The 22,806-nt window shown below is 71.2% G+C and carries 21 protein-coding genes; 8 read left to right on the forward strand and 13 right to left on the reverse strand.

The window, feature by feature from the left end; translation table 11 throughout:
* Positions 1-107 precede the first annotated feature (107 nt).
* Positions 108-950 (forward strand): M55 family metallopeptidase, encoded by an 843-nt coding sequence (locus tag ABZ470_RS22455; RefSeq protein WP_352014469.1) that lies wholly within the window; start codon positions 108-110, stop codon positions 948-950.
* A 249-nt stretch (positions 951-1,199) separates the two neighbouring features.
* On the opposite strand, the gene ABZ470_RS22460 is transcribed toward ABZ470_RS22455, so the two are convergent.
* The 8 genes from ABZ470_RS22460 to ABZ470_RS22495 form a co-directional block, all read right to left on the reverse strand.
* Complete coding sequence (locus tag ABZ470_RS22460) at positions 1,200-1,736, reverse strand: NUDIX hydrolase family protein (protein WP_352014458.1); 537 nt, start codon at positions 1,734-1,736, stop codon at positions 1,200-1,202.
* A 161-nt stretch (positions 1,737-1,897) separates the two neighbouring features.
* On the reverse strand, positions 1,898-2,647 hold the full coding sequence (locus ABZ470_RS22465; RefSeq protein ID WP_362913517.1) for a maleylpyruvate isomerase family mycothiol-dependent enzyme: 750 nt from the start codon (positions 2,645-2,647) through the stop codon (positions 1,898-1,900).
* A gap of 164 nt (positions 2,648-2,811) precedes the next feature.
* The gene (locus ABZ470_RS22470; RefSeq protein WP_362913519.1) at positions 2,812-4,293 is read right to left on the reverse strand and encodes a multicopper oxidase family protein; all 1,482 of its coding nucleotides are present in this window, start codon (positions 4,291-4,293) and stop codon (positions 2,812-2,814) included.
* 40 nt (positions 4,294-4,333) lie between these two features.
* Positions 4,334-5,695: an FAD-dependent oxidoreductase gene (locus ABZ470_RS22475; RefSeq protein ID WP_362913521.1), complete on the reverse strand. Its 1,362-nt coding sequence runs from the start codon at positions 5,693-5,695 to the stop codon at positions 4,334-4,336.
* A complete protein-coding gene (locus tag ABZ470_RS22480) occupies positions 5,692-6,930 on the reverse strand; it encodes an acyl-CoA dehydrogenase family protein (RefSeq protein WP_352014454.1) in 1,239 nt (412 codons plus the stop codon). The genes ABZ470_RS22475 and ABZ470_RS22480 overlap by 4 nt, the downstream gene beginning before the upstream one ends.
* Positions 6,931-7,069: 139 nt before the next feature.
* On the reverse strand, positions 7,070-8,440 hold the full coding sequence (locus ABZ470_RS22485) for a condensation domain-containing protein (RefSeq protein ID WP_362913523.1): 1,371 nt from the start codon (positions 8,438-8,440) through the stop codon (positions 7,070-7,072).
* A gap of 7 nt (positions 8,441-8,447) precedes the next feature.
* On the reverse strand, positions 8,448-9,605 hold the full coding sequence (locus tag ABZ470_RS22490) for an epoxide hydrolase family protein (RefSeq protein WP_362913525.1): 1,158 nt from the start codon (positions 9,603-9,605) through the stop codon (positions 8,448-8,450).
* On the reverse strand, positions 9,523-10,998 hold the full coding sequence (locus ABZ470_RS22495) for an FAD-binding monooxygenase (protein WP_362913527.1): 1,476 nt from the start codon (positions 10,996-10,998) through the stop codon (positions 9,523-9,525). The genes ABZ470_RS22490 and ABZ470_RS22495 overlap by 83 nt, the downstream gene beginning before the upstream one ends.
* A gap of 323 nt (positions 10,999-11,321) precedes the next feature.
* On the opposite strand from ABZ470_RS22495, the gene ABZ470_RS22500 reads away from it, so the two are divergent.
* Entirely contained in the window at positions 11,322-12,026 is a 705-nt protein-coding gene (locus tag ABZ470_RS22500) for a DUF2306 domain-containing protein (protein ID WP_362913529.1), read from the forward strand.
* Positions 12,027-12,083: 57 nt separating this feature from the next.
* Here ABZ470_RS22500 and ABZ470_RS22505 read toward each other — a convergent pair whose 3' ends face one another.
* Positions 12,084-13,265 carry an acyl-CoA dehydrogenase family protein gene (locus tag ABZ470_RS22505; RefSeq protein ID WP_362913531.1) on the reverse strand — a complete coding sequence of 394 codons (1,182 nt, stop codon included), beginning with the start codon at positions 13,263-13,265 and terminating at the stop codon, positions 12,084-12,086.
* A 277-nt stretch (positions 13,266-13,542) separates the two neighbouring features.
* Here ABZ470_RS22505 and ABZ470_RS22510 point away from each other — a divergent pair, with 277 nt between their 5' ends.
* The 3 genes from ABZ470_RS22510 (at position 13,543) to ABZ470_RS22520 (ending at position 16,278) form a co-directional block, all read left to right on the forward strand.
* On the forward strand, positions 13,543-14,859 hold the full coding sequence (locus tag ABZ470_RS22510; protein WP_352014448.1) for an extracellular solute-binding protein: 1,317 nt from the start codon (positions 13,543-13,545) through the stop codon (positions 14,857-14,859).
* Positions 14,860-14,883: 24 nt separating this feature from the next.
* Positions 14,884-15,804 carry a TIGR03619 family F420-dependent LLM class oxidoreductase gene (locus ABZ470_RS22515; protein WP_352014447.1) on the forward strand — a complete coding sequence of 307 codons (921 nt, stop codon included), beginning with the start codon at positions 14,884-14,886 and terminating at the stop codon, positions 15,802-15,804.
* Positions 15,805-15,936: 132 nt separating this feature from the next.
* On the forward strand, positions 15,937-16,278 hold the full coding sequence (locus tag ABZ470_RS22520; protein ID WP_352014446.1) for a VOC family protein: 342 nt from the start codon (positions 15,937-15,939) through the stop codon (positions 16,276-16,278).
* Positions 16,279-16,376: 98 nt separating this feature from the next.
* Here ABZ470_RS22520 and ABZ470_RS22525 read toward each other — a convergent pair whose 3' ends face one another.
* Positions 16,377-17,153, reverse strand: a complete 777-nt coding sequence (locus ABZ470_RS22525) for a DUF2306 domain-containing protein (protein ID WP_362913534.1) — start codon at positions 17,151-17,153, stop codon at positions 16,377-16,379.
* A gap of 223 nt (positions 17,154-17,376) precedes the next feature.
* Entirely contained in the window at positions 17,377-18,909 is a 1,533-nt protein-coding gene (locus ABZ470_RS22530; protein WP_362913536.1) for an MFS transporter, read from the reverse strand.
* Positions 18,910-19,111: 202 nt separating this feature from the next.
* Between ABZ470_RS22530 and ABZ470_RS22535 the strand changes: the two genes are divergently transcribed.
* The 3 genes from ABZ470_RS22535 (at position 19,112) to ABZ470_RS22545 (ending at position 20,924) form a co-directional block, all read left to right on the forward strand.
* Entirely contained in the window at positions 19,112-19,480 is a 369-nt protein-coding gene (locus ABZ470_RS22535; protein ID WP_362913538.1) for a YciI family protein, read from the forward strand.
* Between the two features lie 185 nt (positions 19,481-19,665).
* Complete coding sequence (locus tag ABZ470_RS22540; RefSeq protein WP_352014442.1) at positions 19,666-20,454, forward strand: SDR family oxidoreductase; 789 nt, start codon at positions 19,666-19,668, stop codon at positions 20,452-20,454.
* A 98-nt stretch (positions 20,455-20,552) separates the two neighbouring features.
* Positions 20,553-20,924: a YciI family protein gene (locus ABZ470_RS22545; RefSeq protein WP_362913541.1), complete on the forward strand. Its 372-nt coding sequence runs from the start codon at positions 20,553-20,555 to the stop codon at positions 20,922-20,924.
* A gap of 51 nt (positions 20,925-20,975) precedes the next feature.
* Here the strand turns inward: ABZ470_RS22545 and ABZ470_RS22550 are convergent, their stop codons facing one another.
* Complete coding sequence (locus tag ABZ470_RS22550; RefSeq protein WP_362913543.1) at positions 20,976-21,632, reverse strand: response regulator transcription factor; 657 nt, start codon at positions 21,630-21,632, stop codon at positions 20,976-20,978.
* Positions 21,629-22,780 carry a histidine kinase gene (locus tag ABZ470_RS22555; RefSeq protein WP_362913545.1) on the reverse strand — a complete coding sequence of 384 codons (1,152 nt, stop codon included), beginning with the start codon at positions 22,778-22,780 and terminating at the stop codon, positions 21,629-21,631. Before ABZ470_RS22555 ends, ABZ470_RS22550 begins: the two co-directional genes overlap by 4 nt.
* Positions 22,781-22,806: the final 26 nt, after the last annotated feature.

Below are 22,806 nucleotides of genomic sequence, written 5' to 3' on the forward strand. Positions count from 1 at the left end.
TCATCTCCAAATGAGAGCCGTACGGCTTGGCGGGCGGAACGTATCCCTCGGAGGCGTTCGCGGTGAGGCTGGACGGTGTCGTCCGTGGAGCGTGAGGAGTCCTGAACATGAGGGTCTATGTGTCCATCGACATGGAGGGCGTCGCCGGGATCGCGACCATGGACCAGGTGGTCAGGGGCGGACACGGCTACCCCGCCGCGCAGCGCCTGATGACCGCCGAGGCCAACGCCGCCATCGCGGGCGCCTTCGACGCCGGTGCGGAGAGCGTCCTGGTCAACGACAGTCACGGCACCATGGACAACCTCATCCACGAGGATCTCGACCCCAGGGCCAGGCTCATCTTCGGCTCCCCCAAACTCGACTGCATGGCCGAGGGGATCAGCGAGGAACACGACGTGGCGCTCTTCCTCGGCTACCACGCGGCGGCCGGTGAACCGGGCGTGCTCGCGCACACCTACTCCTCGTACTTCACCGAGGTCCGCCTCAACGGTCTCGTCGTCTCCGAGGCCGAGGTCAACGCGCTGCGGGCCGCCGCGGTCGGTGTGCCGGTCGGGCTCGTCACCGGTGACGACGTCATCTGCGCCACCATCAGGGACCGGCTGCCCGGCGCGCGGACCGTCGAGGTGAAGGCCGCGCACGGCTACTTCGCCGCGGACAGCCTCTCGCCGACCGTGGCGCGCGAGCGCATCAGGGCGGCCGCGGCCGAGACGGTCGAGAAGGCCGGGGAACTGCCGACCATCCAGGTGCCCGACGAACTACACCTGGAGATCGACATGCCGAGCGCGGCGGCGGCGGAACAGGGCGCGATGATCCCCGGGATGACCCGCACCGGCGACCGTACGGTCGCCGGCGGCCTGTCCAGCCCCCGTGAGGTGCTGGGGGTCGTCAACGTCTGCTACCAACTCGCCGCGGCCACGGCGAGGGCGCGCTCGATCTTGTTCGACAGGTGACTTTTGCGCTGCGCCTTTTTGCGCCGCCTGCGGCGGCGCGGGTTGTGCTTCTTTGCGCCGCCTTCGGCGGCGCGGGCTTGGGCGCCCTGAGTCGGTGTCTTCCCTCGTCGTTCGTCCGCTTCGCTCCCTCACTCCTCAGTCCAGACACCGACGCGCCCAAGCCGGACACTCCTCACACCTGGCGTCGGGAAAGCACCGACGCGCCTCACACACGGCATCGGGAGAGCTCCGGCGCCGGGCGTCTGAGCCTTAGGACAGGCGGCCCACGTGGGCCAGGGCCTGCTTGAGGAGGGTGCCGTGGCCGCCCTGCATCTCCTGTTGGACCAGGGGGGAGGCCGCCTCCTCGGGGGTGAACCAGACCAGGTCCAGGGCGTCCTGCCTGGGGCGGCAGTCTCCGGCCACCGGGACGACGTAGGCGAGGGAGACCGCGTGCTGCCGGGGGTCGTGGTAGGGCGTGACACCCGGCGTCGGGAAGTACTCGGCGATCGTGAAGGGCTGCGGTGAGGCGGGTACGCGCGGCAGCGCCACCGGGCCGAGGTCCTTCTCCAGGTGGCGCATGAGCGCGTCGCGGACCCGTTCGTGCAGGAGCACACGACCGGAGACGAGGGCACGGCTGACCGTGCCGTCGGCGCCGATGCGCAGCAGCAGGCCGACGTGCGTGACCACCCCCGTGTCGTCCACCCGGACGGGGACGGCGTCGACGTAGAGGATCGGCATCCGGGCGCGAGCGGCCTCAAGCTCGTCGGGAGAGAGCCATCCGGGCGCGGTATCGGTCATTTCGGTCATTGGTCGATCGTACTTCGCGGTCAGCGCGTGGACACGCAGGCGCCCTGGGGCGTGGCGAACCGGATATGCCCAGGTCATGTGGGACATGTCCGAGGCTGGTAGGGCGTACGGGATGTGTCCAAGGGGGTACGGCTGATGCGCAGGAGGCGTTCGGAGGGGGTTCAGGGGTGTCCCTGGGCGTCGGCGAGCCATCGTCTCGCCTCGGGGCCGCTGGCGAGGAGGTCGGAGGCCTGTGCTCCGTGCCCGGTCACCAGCAGGCAGAAGTCCTCGGCAGCGCCGACGATCTTCTGCCGGGACTCGGTGGGGCCGTAGTCCCACAGGGCTCCCGAGGGGGCGGTGAGGAACACGTGCAGGCCGGGGCCGGGCGGGGCCCAGCCGGTGGGGCGGTAGCGGGCGCTTTCGGGCAGCAGCCCGAACTCGATCGCGTGCCTGACCCGGTCCGTCCGCTTCCTGCTCAGCCCGAGCGCGTCCGCGATGTCCTGGTCGTGGCGGAACAACTCGGTCATCGCGGCGCCCGCGAGCGCGGCGGCCTCCAGCGGGCCGCCCAGCCACGGCACCGTACGGTCCGGCGGGAGGGCGGCGAGGACGGTGGCGGTGTTCTCGCGTTCGGTGTGCCAGCGGGGGAACAGCGCCCCCGGCGGTTCGAGCAGGTAGCCGGACAGCGACGCGCGCAGCCTCGCCTCCAGGTCGAACCTGGGCTGCGTGGTCAGCGCGGTGAACGCCACCGGGTCCGAGGCCGCCAGGCCGATCAGCCGGTAGAGGGCGGCGAGGTGGGCGATCTGGTGCCCGACCGTCCAGCCGGGTACGGCGGTCGGCGTCGCCCACCCGTCGGCGTCGAGATCGACGACCGTCCGGTCGAGTTCCTCGGCCTCGGCGTGCAGGTCGTCGATCACGTCCCTCAGGTCGCTCATGGCAGGGTCCTCATCAGTTCTGGAGGTCGGGAAGGTTGTCGCGGTGACCCAGAACCCTCATCGGTTCCGGGAGCGGGCATCCGGCAGGCTCCTGGTGGTGGCCGCCGACGGCCTTAGACATGGCTTTCGGTGGGTTTTCAGCATGGCTTCGGCGGGGAACGGGGTCAGGGGACGATCTCCATCTGCGCCATCATTCCGCCGACCGAGTGTTCGAGCATGTGGCAGTGGTAGAGGTAGCGGCCGAGGAAGTCGCCGAAGGTGACCTGGATTCTGACCGAGGCGCCCGCGGGCACCAGGACGGTGTCCTTCAGCCCCGACTCGCCGGGCAGCGGCGGGGCGCCGTCGCGGTCCAGGATCCTGAACTGCACCAGGTGCAGGTGAAGGTTGTGGTCGAGGGACACGTCGGTGTCGAGGTTGGTGACGCGCCAGATCTCCGTGCTTCCCCGTCTGACGCGGACGTCCACCCGGTTGGGGTCGAAGACCTGGCCGTTGATGTAGGCGGCACCGCGGACCATGTCCACCTTGAGGGTGATCTCCCGGTCTGTCCGTCCGCTGCCGAGGGCGGGCAGCGGCGGCAGGGGGCGCAGCACGTCGGGTACCCGGCTGTCGTCGGCGGCCCTGGTGACCACGTCGAAGCGCAGGACCGGGCCGCTGACGTCGTTCAGCACGACCTGTTCGCCGACCCTGCGGGGGCCGAAGTCGACGACCACCTCGGCCCGTTCGCCGGGGGAGAGCACCACGACCTCCCGCCGCACCGGGGCGGGCAGCAGGCCGCCGTCCGAGCCGATCTGCGTCATCGTCATGTCACGGTCGAGGCTCAGGTGGAAGGTCCGGAAGTTGGACACGTTGAGCAGCCGGAACCGGTATTTGCGCGCCGCCACCGGGAAGTACGGCCGCGGCCGTCCGTTGGCCAGCAGCGTCGTGCGGTTCGGCGTGTCCTCGGGGGCGTAGATCAGGGAGCCGTCGGGGGCGAAGTGGGCGTCGGTGAGCATGATCGGCACGTCGTGGTCCCTGGAGGGCAGCCGCAGGCGCCTCTCGTCCCGGCCCTCGACCAGGTAGAAGCCGTGCATGCCCCGGTAGACGTGTTCGGCCTCCATGTGGTGGGTGTGGTCGTGGTACCAGAGCGTCGCCCCCGGCTGGGCGTTCGGGTACTCGTAGAACCGTGACCGGCCGGGTTCGATGAGGTCCATCGGATAACCGTCGCTGTCGGCCGCGACGTGCCCGCCGTGCAGGTGGGTGTTGACGGCCCGGTCGAGGCCGTTGCGGTAGCGCACGACGACCCGCCGCCCCTGCCTGACGCGCAGGGTCGGGCCGACGAAGGCGCCGCCGTACCCGAGGACCTCGGTGCGCACGCCGGGCAGCATCTCCACCCGGGAGGCGCGGATGTCCTGGTGGTAGACGTCCACGTCGCGGTAGGAGGCGACCGGGGTGAGCACGCGGGGCACGGGCATCCGCACCCGGAACGGTGCCGGGTCCGAGCCCCGGGTGGGCGTCGCGCCGTGGGTCATGTGCGTCCGCCGGTGGGGGTCGAGGCCCGCGTCGGCCATGGCGGGGGAGGCCTCCTGCCTGGGCAACAGCAGTGTCCCGCCGACCATGCCGCCGAGCGTGAGGCCTCCGGCCGTCAGCAGGCGTCGTCTGTTCAGCATTTTCTCCCCAATCGGGTCATACCGGTTCCACCCGGGCGTCTCACGGATTGCTGTGGGCCGTCGCACCGGGGGCGATGTCGTCGCGGAACAGCCCGGTGGGATCGACCCTGGCCCTGACCCGGTCGACGGCCTCGACCCGCTCGGGACTCAGGTGGCGCTGGGGCTGGGAGAGGCTCTCCACGAACGAGGGCGCGGTCAGGCCGGTGTCCCACGGCCGTAGTACGGCCCGCGTCCGCGCGCAGTGGCCGACGAGGGCCTCCGGGGTGAGGTCGCCGAAGGGCACGCCCCCGCCCATGTAGGCGAAGCTCGCGTCGAGGCGGTCGAGCGCCCCGCCCTCCCGTTCCGGTACGGCCAGCGCCCCGCCGAGCTGGCGCAGTTCGGCGTTGGTCAGCGGCGACCCCGGCCCGGCGATCCGCAGGAACTCCCCGGCCGCCTCCTCGGGCAGGTCGTCCAGCAGCATGTGGTCGCCGAAGATGGGGAACGGCTCGGTGGGGTCCATGTGGGTCAGCGTCACCTGGCGGGGCGGGGCCGTACCCCAGGTGTCGAGGATCGGCGGGGCGAGCGCGCGCAGCGGGCCGAGGAGGTCCTCGGCGACCGCCTCGTCCCCGGGGCCGCCGAGCACGACGCCGTCGACGCAGAGCACGCTCCGCCCACGCAACGGCTCCGGGACCTCGGGCAGCGGCGGCAGGTTCATCAGCCGCAGCGTCGTGGTCGCCTCACGCGGCGCCTTGCGCGTCCAGCCCAGCCACAGCGGCAGCAGCCGCTCGGCGTGTACGGCGGGCCAGTACGCGGCGCCGGTGACCACCCGTTCCAGGGGGAACAGGTCGAACTCGACGGCGGTGACGACGCCGAACCCGCCCCCGCCGCCGCGCAGCGCCCACAGCAGCTCGGGATCGGAGGAGGCGTCGGCCCTGCGCGGTTCGCCGTCCGCGGTGACCAGTTCGACCGCCCTGACGGAGTTGGCGGCCAGCCCGGTGTGCCGTCCGTAGAGGCTCACCCCGCCGCGCAGCAGGTAGCCGACGACGCCGACGAGCGGGGAGGAGCCGTGCGGGGCGGCCAGGCCGTACGGTTCGGCGGCCTCGACGACCTGACCCCAGCGCGTCCCCGCGGGCACCCGGGCGACGCGGGCCGCGGAGTCGATCTCGACGCCGCCGGACAGTTCGGTCCTGAGCAGCAGCGCCTCGCCCATCGGGCGGGCGGTGGCCGAGCCGTGGCCGGTCGAGTGCACCCGGACCCGCAGGTTCTCCGCAACGGCGTGGGCGAGCGCGGCCCTGATCCCCGCGACGTCGCGCACCGTCGCCGCGACGGCGGGTTCGGCGGGCGCGGCCAGGTTGAAGACCCGTGTCGCCTCCGCGTAGCCCGCCTCGCCCCGGCGAGCGAGGCGGGCCTCAGGAGCGGTCATGGCGCGGTGAAGTGGACGCGGGTGAACTCGCGGTTCGCCACGGTCGGCAGGAAGACCGCGAACCCGGCGTGGCTGTGCAGCATGGACATGTCCCGCCACACCCGTTCGAGGCGTTCGCCCTGGCGGACCGAGCTGGACCCGGCCGTCGGGAACAGGTAGCTCTCCACCGCCGTCCAGCACAGCCGGATCGTGTGGCGGCAGATCGTGGTGATCCGCAGGTCCTGTTCCCTGGTGAACGCCTCGGGGCCGAGCGCGCACAGTTCCTGCCACTGCCTGATCGCGCCCTGCACCCCGGCCTCGGCCGCGGCGATCATTCCGGCGGCCTCGGCGTACCAGAACTGGTAGTCGGGGTCCTCGGCGCGGCCGACGACGGGCGGCAGCAGCGTTTTCCTCGACCGCATCAGCTCGCCGTAGACGTCGAGGGCGCCCTGGGCGATGCCGACGGCCAGCGACGCGATCTCCAGGACCATGTAGCTGAGCGGGCCGCCGCCGTACTGGGGGTTGCCGTGCAGCTCGCGGCCCGGGGTCCCGCCGGCGACGGTCGCCTCGCTCAGGTGCGTGCCGGGCAGCGCGAAGGAGGCCGGGATGCGGCCGTTCTCCATGGTGACGCTGTGCGACCCGCTGCCCTTGAGGCCGAGCTGCCGCCCCCAGTCGTCGACGAGGCGCCACTGGTCACGTGGGGCGATGAACAGCATGGGCGCGGGTGGCCCGTCGCCGGTCTGGGCCAGGGCGTGACCGATGAAGTGCGTCGCGTACGGCGCGCCCGAGCAGTAGTTCCAGGTGCCGTTGAGCACCCACCCCCCGTCGGCGGCCGGTACGGCGGAGCCGCTGGGCACGATCGTCGCCGGGCAGACGAAGTCGCCGTCCCGGAAGATCTCGGCCTGCGCCTCCTCGCCGAAGAGCGTGGCGGCGGCGATGGCGTGGGTGGCGCCCAGGCAGTACATCCAGGCCGTCGAGGGGCAGCCACGGGCGAGCGTCGTCACCACCCGCATGAAGGTGTCGATCCCGAACTCGTAGCCGCCGTAGCGGCGGGGCACCAGGATGCGGTGGAAACCGGCCCTGGCGAACTCCTCGTGCGTCCGCCGGGAGTAGTGGGTGCGCTGCTCGGTCTCCGCCTGGAGGCCGACCAGCGTGGGCGCGATCGCCTCGGCCCTGGCCAGCACCTCGTTCGGGGTGAGGCCGGGCTCGGGCGGAGCCGGGAAGCCCTGTCCCGGGGCGTTCGTGACGGCCGTCATCGCTGATCGGCTCCTTCCGTTCTGGGATCTCGGTCCGGGGGCGGCGGGTCCTGGAGGGGTCTCGGCCCTGGGGCTTCGGGTTCCGGGGCGCCGGTTCCGGTTCCGGATGTCGGGTTCCGGGGCGGCGGTTCCTTCCGGGTCAGTCCCGGGGGAGCGGGGCGTCCGGGGCGGCGACGGCCTCGGTGAGCAGGCGGCCGTACTCGGCGACCAGGCCCGCGATCGTGTCGTGGTCGTACAGGGCGTTCTTGTACTGGACGCTGCCCACGATCTCGCCGGTCGGGTGGAGGTTCAGGGTCCACAGCGCGCCGTCGGGCACGTCGGAGCCGACGGACTGGTCGAGCAGGCGCAGCCGTACCTCCGTGTACTCCAGGTCGCCGATCACCTCGCCGTCGAGCACGAACGGGAACGGGAAGACCTGGAAGACCCAGGGCGCCCGGTCGGCCTCCATGGCGGGCCGCATCAGTTCGGGCGCCTGCCCGAAGATCCGCAGGGTCGGGATGTCGTGCGAGTACCCCTCAAGGCAGGTCGTCCTGGTCCGTTCGACGACCTGGCGGAAGGTACGGCAGGCCGCCAGGTCGGTCCGCAGCGGCAGGAAGTTGAAGCAGGAGCCGACCATGTCCCCGAACCCGTCCCGTTCCCGGCCCCGGCCGGGGGTGAAGGTGGGCACGGTGATGTCCGTACGGCCGGTCTCCCGGTGTTCGAGCAGGTAGAAGGCGGACAGCAGCACCATGAAGAGCGTGCCGCGCGCCGCCCTGGCCAGGGCCGTCGCCCGGGAGATCGTCTCGGCGCCGATCAGGAAACGATGCACCGACGTCTCCTGCCCGGCCTCGGCCGACCGGGGCCGGTCGGTGCGCACCGTGAAGATCTCCGCGCCGCGCAGGTTCTCCCGCCAGTAGGCGTGGTCGGCCTCCGCGCCCCCCTCCTGCGCGGAGGCCAGCTGCCAGCGCGCGTACTCCCGGTAGGGGCGCGTCTCGGGCAGCGCGGCGGGGACGCCCTCGCGCCGCGCCGCGTAGTACCGGGCGACGTCCCTGATGATCAGCCGCATGGACCACCCGTCGGTCGCCGTGTGGTGCGTGATGATCACCAGGATCGCGTCCTGGTCGTCGAACCGGCCCAGTACGGCCCGCAGGTGTGGCAGCGTCCCCGACTCGATCGTGGACGCCTCGACCTCGTCGAGCAGGTCGTCGGCCACCGCGTCCCGCCGTTCGGGGGCGGTTCCCGACAGGTCCCTGACCTCCAGCTCGACCGGGCAGGGCGGCAGGATCTCCTGGTGGCGGGAGCCGTCCCTCCTGACGATGAGGGTGCGCAGCGCCTCGTGCCTGACGACGACGTCGGCGAGGGCGCCCCGCAGGGTCTCCTCGTCCACGCCGCCGCGTACCCGCCAGCCGTGGACGAGGTGGTAGCGCGGGCCGAACGGGCCGCAGTCGTCCCCCTGGTCGAAGACGCAGACGAACTCCTGGTTGAGGGAGAGCGGCGCGATGGTTCCGGTGACGGTGTCCGAAGTGGTCATGGCGTCCTCACCGCAGCGGGCGGGCGAAGGCCCGCACGTCCTCGACGAACAGTCCCGGCTGCTCCATGGCCGCGAAGTGCCCGCCCCGGTCGAACTCCGACCAGTGCGACAGCGTCGGCAGCACCCGTTCGGCGAACGAGCGCACCGGAAGCACCACGTCGGAGGGGAAGACCGCGACCCCGACGGGGGCCCGCAACGGCCAGGGGCCGCCCCAGGTCCGCAGGAAGTCGGCGGTCAGGTGGTTGGACTCGTAGTAGAGCTGGGCACTCGACCCGGCGGATGCGGTCAGCCAGTAGATCGAGGCGATGGTCAGCAGGTGGTCGCGTTCGACGGCGTCCTCGGGCGACTTCGCCGAGTCGGTCCACTCCTTGTACTTCTCCACGATCCAGGCGAGTTGTCCGGCGGGGGAGTCGGTCAGCGCGTACGCCAGCGTCTGCGGCCTGGTGGACTGGATGAACCGCCAGCCCGCCCCGTCCTGCTCGAAACGCGCCGCGAAGTCGAGGCGCGCCAGGTCGGACTCGCTCAGCTCGCCCCACTCGGCCGGGTCCTGCGGCGGGAACGCGGCGAACATGTTGACGTGGACGCCCAGCACGTGGTCCGGGTCGGCCAGCCCGACCTCCAGGGAGATCGGCATGCCCCAGTCGCCGCCCTGCGTGAGGTAACGGCCGTAGCCCAGGCGCCGCATCAGCTCCGCCCACGCCCGCGCGACCCTGCGGGTCGACCACCCCGGCTCGCCCGGGTGGCCGGAGAAGCCGTACCCCGGGATGGAGGGGACCACGACGTGGAAGGCGTCGGCCGGGTCGCCGCCGTGGCTCGCCGGGTCGGTCAGCGGCCCGACCACGTCGAGGAACTCGGCGTAGGAGCCGGGCCAGCCGTGCGTGATGACCAGCGGTACGGCCGTGCTCCGCGGGGAGCGGGCGTGCAGGAAGTGCACGTCGACGCCGTCGATCTCGGTGACGAACTGGGGGAAGCGGTTCAGGCGCTCCTGCGCCGCCCGCCAGTCGAAACCGGTGCGCCAGTACTCGGCCAGCTCCCTGAGGTAGTCCGGGGGGACGCCGCGTTCCCACCCGGCGCTCGGCGGTTCACCGGGCCAGCGGGTCCCGGCCAGTCTCCGGTTCAGGTCGTCGATGTCCGCCTGGGGGAACTCGACTCGGAAGGGACGCATCGAAGGGCCTTTCGGTCGGTGCGGAGGGGCTGGAGTCATGGTTTCCGTGCGCGGCCGGGGATCGCCGTGACCCGCGCAGCACCCGGACGACGTGGCGGGGCAGCATGAGGGAGGCGGGCGGGTCGACGAGCCCGGCGACCCTGATGAAGGCGTTGGCGAGGGTGGGGTCGTTGACGGCGGCGTCCTGGAGCCTGGCCACGTACGCGTTGACGAACCTGACCTTCGCCGAGCGCTTCCCCCGCACCCCGGCGTAGCCCAGGTCCGACCCGGCGGCCAGTTCCCACGGGGAGTCGATCTCCCGGGAGAGGTCCCTGAAGAACGCCCTGGCGTCCGGTTCCGTCCCCCGCTCCAGGTGGCGCCGCAGGACGAGGGACCCCAGCGCGGAGACCGTCATGCCCTGGGCGTAGACCGGGTTGAACGTGCACACCGCGTCGCCCATGACGAGCAGGCCGGAGGGGAAGTCGGCCAGCCGTTCGTAGTGCCGCCGCACGCTGGCCGGATACTTGAACGTCACCGGGTCGTCGAGCGGTTCGGCGTCCTTGATCGACTCGTGGATGTCCGGGATGGGCAGGGACCTGGCGAAGTCGAGGAAGCCGTCGGGGTCGGTCGGCGGGTGGTCGCCGAGGATGCCGGTGAGCGAGAGCTCGACCAGGCCCTCGCCTCCGGAGATGGGGAAGAAGAACGCCCCGCGCGGGGTCCGCGGGGTGGCGGCCGGGATGATCGCCAGGTCGCCGCCGAACGGGTCGGCGCGCAGCCGGTAGTGCCTGGTCGTGTAGGCCAGGTCTATCTTGATGCGCTCCTCCTCGGGACGTCCGTAGCCCAGCTCCTCAAGCCACAGCGGGGTGCGCGACCCCCGGCCCGTGGTGTCGAGCACCAGGTCGGCGTCGAGGGTCTCCGCCGGGGCGCCGCCGTCGTGCCGCTGCACCCGCGCGCCGGTCACCCGGCTCCGGTCGGCCGTCGTCTCAAGGCCGAGGACGTCGTGGCCCTCGACGAAGCGCACGTTGGGGATGGCCTGGACCCGCAGGCGCACCTGGTTCTCCAGCACCGGCCTGGTCGCGGGGACGCACCCCAGCCCCGAGTGGGACGGGGCGATCCGCCGGCCGTTGAACAGCCAGCGGATGTCGCCGTTGAAGTCGCCGGGCCGTACGCCCGCCGCGACCAGGTTCCCGGTGAGGCCGGGGAAGTGCTCCTCCAGGATCTGGTGGCCCCTGGCGACCAGGCCGTGGGCGTGCCGCCCGTGCGGGACACCCGGCCGGTAGGTGGCCACCCCGGTCAGCCGGTCACGATCGACGAGCAGCACCTCGGTGAACCGTTCGGAGAGCACCCGGGCGGCCAGCAGGCCCGCCATGCTCCCGCCGAGCACCACCGCGCGGGTTCCCGCTCCATCGGCCATCAGGGGTTCACCTCACAAGTTCGACTCCGTGGCCTGGGTACGGCCGGGCACGCGGAAGGGACAACCGAAATGGATTTCCCAGTGGATTCCCGTGCGCCCTCTCCGCCACTGCATGGTCGCACCGGTGACACGGGTGAGACATCTTCTGAATTGCTCCGGGTCATCGCTTTCCAGGTGTCGCCGACGAACATGGCAATACGGGAGATGCGTTTTCCGGGGAGCGGACGTGAAACTCCCATTGGCGCCTTCAGCCGCGATCTTTCTCTCCCCCGGACGACGTTTTCGGCCCTGGGCGGGGCCGCCTAGGAAAAGGTGGAAAAGCAGTGACGAAGAAATCCGAAGGGACCCTGGTCGACGGGCTGGAGGACAGGGAGGGGGGCCTCACGCGACGTTCCCCGTGGCCGTGGTGGCGCAGCCCGTGGCTGTACGGGCTCGGCGCGCTCGTCGTGTTCAACCTGATCTACGCGCTGCCGCGCTACCTGAGCTTCGACCCGGTCCTGTCGCGCACCCGTATCGACCCGGGCTTCGCCCTGCACTACCCGGTGGTCGTGGCGCACGTCGTCGCGGGCAACGTGGCGCTGGTGACGGTCTTCGTCCAGTTGCTGCCGTGGGTACGGCGTCACCGTCCCGGCCTGCACCGGATCTCCGGGCGGGTCTACGTCTTCGCCGGGGCGCTGCCGGCCTCGCTGCTGTCGCTGGTGCTGCTGCCGTACTCGACCGCGCCGATGGGCAAGCTGGGGCTGGCGACGATGGCGGTGCTGTGGATCGCGACGTCGCTGGCCGGGCTGCGGGCCGCGCGGCAGCGCCGTTACGTGGACCACCGGCGCTGGATGGTCTACAGCTTCGCGCTGGCCATGGGCACCTCGTGGGGCCGGGTGATCAGCCAGTTCGCCATCCCGGGCAACGGCATCGACGTGGCGGTCTTCTTCGACATCTCCTCGTGGATGGGCTGGGTGGTCAGCCTCGTCGCGGCCTACCTGTGGCTTGAGCGGACCACCCCCAGGAGGCGTGTCCCCGCCGGACGGTAGGGCCGTCCGCGTCAGGGGTCCTCACGGGAGATCTCCCGTGAGGACCCCTTCGGCGGTTCAGAGGTAGACCGTGTTGGGCTCAAGGCCGCACAGGACCCGGCCGTACAGTTCGAGGTTGGTGTTGGGGTGCATGATGGCGTGCAGGTTGAGGGTCTGCACGTCACGCTCGATGCGCTGGATCGGGACCGAGGTGTAGACGGAGGAGCCGCCGCTGGCGGTGTTGAGGATGTCCACCGCCTCCTTGGCCCGCCGGCAGACCGCCCCCAGGTCGAGCCGGACACGGGCCCGCTCCTCAAGCGTCCACGGCTCGCCGGTCGGCCCCTTGGTGTCCACCAGGCGGGCCGCGCGGAAGGCGTGGAACTCGGCCTCGTCGATCTTCGTGACGGCCTCGGCGACCTGGAGGTGGGTGAGCGGGGCGTCCTTCTGGCTGTCGTAGTTCGTGTAGCTGATCTTCCGGCCGGGCAGACGCTCGAAGAAGGCGTCCCTGGCGGCCCTGGCCAGGCCCAGCGCCGTGGCGCCGACGGTGGTGCAGGCGGTCGGCATGAACGGCGCGCGGAAGATCGGGGAGTCGGCGTTCAGCTTCGAGGAGATCCGGCCCTGGAGCACCGGCCCCATGGCCAGCACCCGCTCCCGCGGGATGAACAGGTCATGGGCGACGGTGGTGACGCTGCCCGAGCCGCGCAGCCCCGAGGTGTGCCAGTCGTCGATGATCCGCAGGTCGGGCAGCGGGATCGCGACCATGATCGGTTCGTAGCCGCCGTCTGCGGTGGCCAGGACCGCGGCGTTGGTGTTCCAGTGGCTCTGCTGCGAGCCGGTGTTGAACGACCACTTGCCGTTGAGCACCACACCGTCCTCGACGGGTACGGCGACCGCCGTCGGGCTCAGGATGCCGCTGACCCGGACGTCGGGGGTCGAGAAGACCTCGTCCTGCACCTCGTCGGGGAACAGCCCGACCATCCAGGTGCTGATCGCCCAGACCGCGACGGTCCAGGAGTGCGAGCCGTCCCCCCTGGCCAGTTCGGCGAGCACCTCGACCACGGTGCCCATGCCGGACTCGTAGCCGCCGTACCTGGTGGGGACGCGCATCTTCAGGATGCCCGCCTCGGTCAGCGCCTCGATCGACTCCTCGGGCAGACGCCTGTTCTCCTCGGCCCACAGGGCGTTCTTCTGGAGCAGGGGCACCAGTTCGGACGCCCGGCGGACGAGCTCCTCCCTCGACGGCGCCTCGGTGATTTCCATCGGTCCTCCTCGGGAAAAATGCGGCAGGTTTCGGTGCACGTTGACCCTGACAGTCGCATTCACCGTGACGCATCTCCCTGATTGCCCACCTCCCACACCGTTCGCATGAGAGAACAAACGCCGCAACCAGGAAGATGCCTTTTCGGGGAACGGCCCGCATCATTGGCTTCGAGTTTGTTTTCCCCGCGATTCCGGCCATCCCGGGAAAACCTCTGCCACGGGGTCGCGCGCGGAATCATCCGCCAAGGGACCACCCAGAGATGAGGGAGCACGCCGGATGAGGATCGTCATCGACGCGTGGCTGCACTACTACAAGACCCCGCGTTTCCTGGACAGCACCAGGGACGCGATCAGAGGCTTCAACGAGGCGCACCCCGGCTACGAGGTCAGGCTGCACGAGCACGACTACGTGCGGATGCCCCTGGAGATCGCCCGCGCGGTCGAACGGGGCGTCATCCCCACTCTTGGCCAGTACTACTCGACGTCGAGCCAGGTCGCCTTCGACATGGTGCGCAACGACGGCTCACCGCTGTACACCTCGGTCGCCGACGCCATCGGAGGCCGTACGGAGATCCTCGGGGAGCCGGTCGTCGACCACGACGTGCTCTCCCACGCCCGCCACTACTTCACCGCCCCCGACGGGCGCACCGGCCTGTCCCCGCTGTCCTCGACGACCCTGCTGTACGCCAACATGACGCTCCTTGAGGCGGCGGGCATCACCGAGGTGCCGCGGACCTGGGCGGGGATCGACGCCGCCTGCCGGGCCCTGGCCAAGCTGCCCGACCCGCCCGCGCACGCGATCACCTGGTGCAACCACGGCTGGATGTTCATGCAGGCCGTCGCCGCGCAGGGCGGCCACCTCGTCAACCGGGACAACGGCAGGGCGGGCGTCGCCGACACCGCCCACCTCGACTCCGAGGAGATGATGGCCTTCGTCGACTGGTGGCGGCGCCTGCACCGGGACGGCCACTACCACTACACCGGCACCCGGATGGACTGGGTCGGCAGCTTCGGGGTGTTCGCCGAACAGCAGGTGGCCTTCATGTTCACCTCCTCGGTCGACGCGCCCCGGCTGGTGCAGGTCGGAAAGGACCGGGGGTTCGTCGTCAGGGCGAGCCGCCTGCCGTACAACGACGACGTGCCCTACGTGGGCAACGTGCTCGGCGGGGACGGGATCTTCCTGGCCGACGGCCTCGACGAGGAGGTCAGGGACGGCGCGCTGGCCTTCCTGCAGTACCTCAACAACCCGGCCAACGCGATCGACAGGCACCGGCGCACCAACTACATGCCGATCACCTACTCCGCCGTCGAACTCCTCCAGGAGCAGGGCTGGTTCGAGGAGAACCCGCACCGGAAGGTGGCCGTCGACCAGCTCGAAGGCTCGGACGACTCGCCCGCTGCGCTGGGCGCCCTGGTGGGGGAGCTGCCCAGACTCCAGGACGTGATGACCTACGCCATGCACGACGTGCTGCTGTCCGGCGCCGACCCGGTCGCCCGTTTCGCCCAGGCCAACGCCGAGGGGCAGCGGCTCATCGACGACTACAACGCGCACCGGGGACCGGGCAGGGACCCCGGCAGCTACCGCGTGCACTGACTTCTGACGACCGGAGGGAACACCGTGAGGTTCGGCTTGGGACTGCCGCAGAGCAGCGGCTTCGACCTGCGCTTCGACGTCGCGAGGATCGCGAGGGGAGCGGAGAGCGCCGGTTACTCCAGCCTCTGGGTCTACGAACGGGTGCTCTTCCCGCTCGAACCGGCCGAGGGCATGAACGGCGTGCCGGGGCTGCCGTGGATCGACCACTACCGGGAGTGCGCGGACGCGCTGACCGTCCTCACCCTCGCCGCCGCGGTGACCGACACCGTACGGCTCGGCACCGGCGTCCTGGTGGCACCGCTGTACCGTTCGCTGCACCTGGCGCGGGCGCTGGCGACGCTGGACCGGGCCAGCGGGGGGCGGGTGGTCGCCGGGTTCGGCAGCGGCTGGTCCTCCGACGAGTACCGGGGGATGGAGGCCGACTTCGCGGCGCGGGGCCGTACCCTCGACGAGACCCTCGACGCCTGCCGCGCCTTCTGGGGGCGTGATCCGGTCTCGTACCGGGACTCACGGCTCAGCGTCGAGGGCGCCCTGGTCGCCCCGAAACCGGCCGGGCGGATCCCGGTGCTGCTGGGCGGCCGTTCCGTCAGGGCCGTGGAGCGGGCCGCCCGCAAGGCCGACGGGTGGCTGCCCTCGGGGCTGCCCGCGCCCGTGGTCGCCGAGCTGTGGGACAGGATCAGGCAGCGGGCCGTGGAACACGGCAGGGACGCCGCCGCGCTGGAGCTCGTCCCCAGGGCCGCCGTCGTGCTGTCCGAGACGCCCGCCCCCGCCGGGCGCAGGCCGTTCCAGGGGTCGATCGGGCAGGTGGTCGAGGACGTGGCGGCGCTGGCGGAGGCCGGGGCGACCGAGATCCTGCTCGACCTGGTGCCCTCGGCGAAGGGCGGGGAGGAGCTGCTCGACCGGGCCCTTGAGGTGTTCGAGGCGGTGACGGACGCCGGCTTCTGAGCCGTTCTCCTGACCGGGTTCCGGGGCGTTCTTCCCGGGGCCCGGTTTTTTCCGCGCCGGATGTCAAAGAACGGTCCACGGCTCCGACCCACAGGTAGAGGGGCCCACAGGGGGCCGCACTGAGGAGGAGACATGTCCGCACAGAGCTTCGCCGGCATTCTGCTGGGTACGGCTGACGCCGAGCGGCTTCGCGAGTGGTACGTCCAGGCGTTCAACCCCAGGACCGAGGGACCCGCCCTGTTCTTCGGCGACGTCGCCCTGTTCTGCGACCAGCGTGAAGACGTCGCGGAGAAGAACTCAGAACCCGGCAGGCACATTCTCAACTTCAACGTCGAGAACGCCGTGGAGACCGCCGAGCGGCTCAACGGGCTGGGGGTGACGTGGCTGTCCGAGCTGAGCGAGAACGACCACGGGTGGATCGGCACGCTGGTCGACCCCGACGGCAACTACGTCCAGATCATGCAGCAGAAGTAACGCGGTGGACGTGGACCTCGGGCAGGGCGGGCCATGCGCGCCCGGCCCGAGGTCCCGCCGGCGGAGGCCCACCTCCGTGACGGCGGCTTTACGGCGGCTCAGCTCTGTGACGGTACGGCGCGCCTGGGCCTGCGACGGCCTCCCCACGGCAGCCCGGAGGTCCGGTCGAGCCACCACTGGGCGATGCCGAGATGCACGATGAACGGCAGCCAGCCGATCAGCTCGAAGCACAGGTTCATGTTGGCGCCGGGGATGCTCGACACGTAGATCGCGATGGGCCTGCTGTAGATGTTCGTCAGCGACAGCGCGAAGCTGTAGGTCATCCAGCGGCGGTGTTCGGCCCACCGGTGCTTGCGTCCCATCCGGTAGCCGACGAGCGTGATGACCAGCCACAGGGCGGCCGTGATGTACAGGCCCGAGCTGCCGGGTTGTACGCCGCCGTCGCGGTCGTTGCGGATGCGCATCAGGACGATGGCGACGATCGAGGTGGGGACGGCGCCCGCGAAGACGAACAGCCGCCCGCTGATCCGGTGCACGGCCGGGTACCGTCTGCGGATCAACGGCCACACCTGCAGGCAGGCCGTGGCCATCGCGACGCTGGCGGTCACGATGTGGGTGACGACCAGCACGTAGTGCAGGGGGATGCTCTGGACCAGGTGCACGGTCGCGGTGCGCGGGTCCAGCCTGATGTAGGGGCCCCAGATGTAGGTCAGGAACACCCCGACCAGGATGACCAGCGGGATCATCCACGGCCTTCGCCACCACCGGGGCCTGGGCGAGATCCGCCTCGCCCGTTCGGTCAGCCTCCGGTCGAGCTCGGCCATCTCGTCCGGCGCGTCGCGGACGTCGAATGCCTTCTCCGGTGATTGCGTCACAGTCGACTCCCTCTCTGGAAGATCTCGGCGGGGGACGCGGACGGCGTTTTTCGGCCGGGGCGTGAATCCCTCCGAGGCCGTTCACGAATGCGCGCCGAAAAACGCCTCATCGGCGTTCGAACACGGCGTGGGAATGTCGCGCCTCGATGGTCCCACCGGGATCGGGACGGCGTTTCTCTGAAAATGCGGAGTTGTGTTCTCAGGAAACAGGTCGATTTTCGGGTCAGGGGCGGCGCAGGGTGGCCGCCGTGAGGGCGGCCAGGCAGACGAAGACGACGACGCCGATGGCGCCGACGGCGTTGAGTCCGGCGGTGAAGGCCTCCCGCGAGACGGCCAGCAACCGGGCCGCGGGTTCCGCGGGCAGCCCCGAGGCCACCGAGACGGCCCCGGCGAGGGTCTCCCCGGCCTGTCCCGCCTGGTCACCGAGCCCGGCGGGCAGCGCGCCCGCGATGTGCGAGCGGTAGACGGCGGCGCCGACCGTGCCCATGAGGGCCATGCCGAGCGTTCCGCCGAAGTGCAGGCTGGTCTCGGAGATCGAGGCGGCCGAACCCGCCCGCCCTGGCGGCACGGAGCCGACGACCAGGCCCGTCCCCAGCGAGACCAGCGGGCCGTCGCCGAGCGCGATGACCGCGATGCCGAGTACGGCCAGGGCCAGCCCGCCGGGGCCACCGGAGCCGCCGGTCAGGGCGACGAGCGCGAACCCGGCGGCGGACAGCGCCAGGCCGCCCGCGATGGCCGTCCCCGGCCGCATCCTGCGGACCAGGGCGGGTGAGAGCACGGCTCCCGCGGCCAGCGCCAGGCCCATGGGCGCGTACCACAGGGCCGCCGTCGCCGGGGACAGGCCGAGCACCGACTGGAGGTACTGGCTGACCAGCAGCCCCGTCCCGGCGATCATCGCGCCGCCGAGCAGCATCGTCACCAGGACGACGCCGAAGGAGCGTTCGGCGAACAGCCGCAGGTCGAGCAGGGGACGCTCAAGGCTGAGCTGGCGCCGTACGAAGACGAACCCGAGGAGCAGGCCGGTGGCGAGCGCGGCGAGGGGTACGGCGGGCGCGGTGCCGTCGCCGACGGCCAGTTCCTTGACCCCGTAGACCAGGGGCAGCACGGTCGCCAGCGACAGGGCGACGCTGACGAGGTCGAGGCGCCCGGCGTCCGGGTTGCGGTACTCGGGCAGCAGGAGCGGCGCCAGCACCAGCAGCAGCGCCATGACGGGGACGCCGAGCAGGAAGACCGAACCCCACCAGAAGTGTTCGAGCAGGACGCCGCCGATGACGGGGCCGAGCGCGGCGCCGCCGAACTGGCAGGCGGCCCACAGCGAGATGGCCAGGCCACGCTGCCCGGCGTCGGCGAACATGTTGCTGATCAGGGCCAGGGTCGAGGGCATGAGGGTCGCGCCCGCGACGCCGAGCAGGGCGCGGGCGGCGATGAGCATGCCGGGGCTGCCGGAGTAGGCGGCCAGTATGGAGGCCAGGCCGAAGGCGGCACCGCCGATGAGCAGCAGTCTCCTGCGGCCGACGCGGTCGCCGAGGGTGCCCATGGTGATGAGGAACCCGGCCAGGAGGAAGCCGTACACGTCGGCGATCCACAGCTGTTCGACACTGCTGGTCCCCAGGTCGGCGCTGAGGTGGGGCACCGCGAGGAACAGGACACCGATGTCCAGCGCGACCAGCAGGGTGGGCAGGGCCAGCACCGCGAGCCCGGTCCACTCCCTGCGTCCGGCCCTGGGCGGTGCCTCCTTCGTCGTCTCGTCATGCATGGGGGCTTGTCACTCCTCGTCCGGTCGGATGGCGGTTGGTGAGGACGGTGCCGAAGGCACCCCTCATGGACAGATCGGAGCCGGTTCGAGGATCTCGACGTCCTCCTTCGAGAGATTTGCCGGGTTCCGCGGCTGGATGACAAGAACGGGACGTCCGCTCCGACATGTCTACGGAACCGGCGCGAACGCTAGGAGCGAAGACGTGAAGTACCTGCTGGCGATCTACGAGAACCCCGGCGTCTGGAACGGCCTGCCGGAACGGGTCCGTGCCGACGTGCACGAGGGCCGTCACCGGTTCGTCGAGGAGATCGGCGCCAGCGGGGAACTCCTCGGCAGGATCACGCTCGGGGACCTCTCGCACGGCGCCGTCGTCCAGGTCCGTGACGGACTGACCTGGGTCACCGGCGGCCTGCACGCCGAACGCGCCGACCACCTCGTCGGCTGCTACGTCGTGGAGTGCGAGAGCAGGGAACGCGCGCACGCCATCGCCGCGATGATCCCGGACACGGGAATCGAGGGACTGGGCATAGAGGTCCGGCCGATCGCCTTCTCGGTGGGCGCGGGTGTCTGAGAAACGCCTTTCCGCACCGCGTCAGAGCATCGGGAAAGGCGTGTTTCCGCTTCGGCGGGAGGTCTTTTCACGGGGGTCGGAAATCTTGGACGCGAGGCCGGGAGAACCCGGTCCCGTGGCCGGGAAAGGAATCGCGAACATCGAGGAAGGGCCCGTTTCCCGGGTCCTCGACCGGAGGTGGAACCGTGAACGTCCCTGAACTGCTGCCGGGAAAGGTGGTCCTGGTCGCCGGAGTCGGCCCCGGCCTCGGGCGGGAGCTGGCCGTACGGTGCGCCCGCGCGGGAGCGGACCTGGTGCTGGCCGCGCGCACCGCGTCCCGCCTTGAGGTGGTGGCCGACGAGGTCAAGCAACTCGGCCGCCGGGCGCTGGTCGTACCGGCCGACCTGACCGACGAGGCGGAGACCGAGAGCCTGGTGCTGGCGGCGCTTGAGACCTACGGGCGGGTGGACACGCTCATCCACAACGCCTTCGCCGCGCCGCGGCACCTGACGATGGTCGAGGTCGGTCTCGACGAGGTCCGCGAGGGGTTCGAGATCAACGTCTACGCGGCGTTGCGGCTGGTCAGGCTGCTCGCGCCGACGCTGGTCGAGAACCGGGGCTCCGTCGTGATGGTCAACTCCTCGGTCCTGCGGCACTCCATCGAGCGCTGCGGCTCCTACAAGATGGCCAAGGCAGGGCTGCTCGCGCTCGCCCAGATGCTCTCCACCGAACTCGGCCCGCAGGGGGTGCGCGTCAACAGCGTCGCCCCGGGGCCGATCCTGATCGACACGGTGAAGGCGTTCGTCGAGGAGATCGCCACCGCCCGCGGTGTCCCCCCGACGACGGTCTACGACGAGATGACGAGCTCGATCGACCGCCGCAGGCTCCAGGAGCCCGAGGAGGTGGCCGACGCGGTGATCTTCCTGGCCTCCGACATGGCCCGTGCGATCACCGGGCACTGCCTCGACGTCAACGGTGGCGAGTACCACAGCTGACCCTTCCGAACTCGTCGGCGCCGGGATGTCAAAACCCCGCGCCCGGCTCCGACCTCTCCATGGAAGACATCGAAAGCCCAATCGGAGGAGCGAGTCATATGTCGAAGTTCATGCTGATCATGCACACCAGCCCCGCGGTCATGGAGAAGCTGTCCGAGGCCGAACTCAACGAGATCATGAGCGGTCACGGCACCTTCCAGGAGACGATCAAGGAGTCCGGGGAGTTCGTCTCGACGCACGCGCTCGGTGACACGTCCAACAGCGCGGTGGTCAGCGTCGCCGACGGCACCACCGTCGTCAAGGAAGGCCCGGTCGTGGTGAGTGAGCTGGGCATCGGCGGTTACTACATCGTCGAGTGCGAGAGCAAGGACCGCGCCTACGAGGTCGCCGCGCTGATCCCGGACGCGAAGATCGACGGCCTGGCCGTCGAGGTCCGCCCGATCCTGTTCTCCGCCGGCGCCAACCTCTGAGCACCTTCCCGTGACCCGTTCCCACCCGGCTCGGGGCGGGTGGGAACGGGCTCACCTTCTGTCGGCGAAGCCGGTGCGGTAGGCCCAGACGACCGCCTGGGTGCGGTCGCGTACGCGTAGTTTGTACAGGATGTGTTTGATGTGGGTCTTCACGGTCTCCAGGGAGACGTGCATCGACCGGGCGATCTCGATGTTCGACAGGCCCTCGGCGAGGGCGCGCAGTACGTCGGCCTCGCGTTCGGTCAGCTGAGCCGCGAGGGCGGCGTCCCGGCCGCCGGTGCCGCGCCGGGCGGCGAGCGTCTCAAGCAGCCTGCGGGTCACCGAGGGCGCGACGAGTGCGTCCCCGCCCGCGACCGTGCGGATGCCCTCGACCACCTGCTCCGGGGTCGCCCGCTTGAGCAGGAAGCCGTCGGCCCCCGCCGCGATGGCGTCGTCCACGATCTCGTCGAGGTCGAAGGTGGTGAGCACCAGCACCCGGGGCCTCGGCCGGGGCCAGGAGGTGATCTCCCGGGTGGCGCGGACCCCGTCGTGGCCGGGCATCCGCACGTCCATCAGCACGACGTCCGGCCTGCTCGCCCTGACCCCGTGTACGGCCTGCGTCCCGTTGGCCGCCTCTCCCACGACGACGATGTCCTTCTCGGCGCCGAGCAGGGCTCGCAGACCACCCCTGACCAGCGCGTCGTCGTCGGCGAGGAACACCTTGATCATGGCCGCGCCACCGGCAGGACCACCCGGACGCCGAAGCCGCCCGCGACGGGGCCCGCCTCCAGGTCGCCGCCCTCAAGCCGGGCCCGTTCCCGCATGTTGACCAGGCCGCGTCCCGGCACCGGCTCGGGGAAGTCGTCCCCCTCGTTGGTCACCTCAAGCAGCACCCGGTCCCCGGTCTGCGTCAGGTCGATCCGGATACGTCCGCGGGAGGTGTGCCGCAGCGCGTTGGTCACCGCCTCCTGGGTGATCCGGTAGACCGCCCGCGCCCCGCTGGCCGGGAGCTCGACCTCGCCGGTGTTGAGTTCGACCTCCCGCCCGGCGGCGCGCACCCGCCCGGCGAGGTCGGCGAGGTCGGCCGTCGTGGGGTCGACGTTCGTGTGCCCCGAGCCGTCGGCGGCCGGGTCGAGGACACGTAACAGACGGTCGAGTTCGTCGAGCGCGCCCCGGCCGAGGGTCTCGATGTGCCCGAGCGCCTCGTGGCCGAAGTCCGGGTTCTCCGCGAAGACCCGCCTGCCGACCCCGGCCTGCATGACCATCACGTTGACGGCGTGGCCGAGGGCGTCGTGCAGTTCCCCGGCCAGCCGGGCGCGTTCCTGGAGCAGGACCCGTTCGGCGAGCGCCACCCGCTCCCGCGCCTCACTCACGGCCCGCGCCTCGGCCGCCGCGGCGTACGCGCGGCGGCTCAGCGCGGCGTCACCCCCGATGGTCGAGATCAGGAAGCACATGGTGATCCCCGACAGTTCGAGCGGGCTCACCTGGCCACGGTCGAACACCACGTACCCGAGGACCGCCAGCCCGCCGGACAGGGCGGCCACCAGCCTGTGCGGCCAGTCGCGGTACAGGGAGAAGCAGGTGAACAGTGCGATCCAGGCAGGCCACTGCACGACGGTCACCGCGTATCCCGCCGCCTCGTTGACGATCAGCAGCGCCGAGACGACGGCGACCACCGGCAGCGGGAAGACCTGCCGCCACAGCAGGGCCAGCGAGGCGGCCGTGATCAGGGCGAGCCCGGGAAGGTCGGCCTCCCGGTAGGGCGGCCCCGCGGCGGCCAGCAGGCTCGCGACGGCGGACCCGGCGGCCAGTGCTCCCGCCAGCCAGCGGTCGGCCCCGGCGGGCCGGGTACGGCGGAAGCCGCCGGTCAAACGCATGGCCCCATCTTTCCCCGAACCCGGGC

It is taken from the genome of Streptosporangium sp. NPDC020072, from assembly GCF_040631445.1.
Classification (GTDB): Bacteria; Actinomycetota; Actinomycetes; order Streptosporangiales; family Streptosporangiaceae; genus Streptosporangium.